1 protein-coding gene is annotated in these 614 nt (G+C 52.6%); it reads left to right on the forward strand.

Annotation, left to right across the window (positions count from 1 at the left end):
- Positions 1-614: EF-Tu/IF-2/RF-3 family GTPase (locus ABTW55_RS14410; protein WP_239506381.1), on the forward strand; the 614-nt coding region annotated here is incomplete at both ends.

Here is a 614-nt window from a genome sequence, read left to right on the forward strand (position 1 = left end):
CGTGAGCACATCCTGCTGGGTCGTCAGGTTGGCGTTCCTTTCATCATCGTATTCATGAACAAATGCGACATGGTTGATGATGAAGAGCTGCTGGAACTGGTAGAAATGGAAGTTCGCGAACTGCTGTCCGCTTACGACTTCCCAGGCGACGACCTGCCAGTAATCCGCGGTTCCGCGCTGAAAGCGCTGGAAGGCGAAGCTGAGTGGGAAGCGAAAATCATCGAACTGGCTGAAGCGCTGGACAGCTACATCCCAGAGCCAGAGCGTGCTATCGACAAGCCGTTCCTGCTGCCAATCGAAGACGTATTCTCCATCTCCGGTCGTGGTACCGTTGTTACCGGTCGTGTTGAGCGCGGTATCATCAAAGTTGGCGAAGAAGTTGAAATCGTTGGTATCAAAGACACCGTTAAGTCTACCTGTACTGGCGTTGAAATGTTCCGCAAACTGCTGGACGAAGGCCGTGCTGGTGAGAACGTAGGTGTTCTGCTGCGTGGTATCAAACGTGAAGAAATCGAACGTGGTCAGGTACTGGCGAAGCCAGGCTCTATCAAGCCACACACCCAGTTCGAATCTGAAGTGTACATCCTGAGCAAAGATGAAGGTGGTCGTCACAC

The sequence above is a fragment of the Serratia sp. SM04 genome (genome assembly GCF_040280225.1).
Taxonomy (GTDB): Bacteria; Pseudomonadota; Gammaproteobacteria; order Enterobacterales; family Enterobacteriaceae; genus Serratia; species Serratia sarumanii.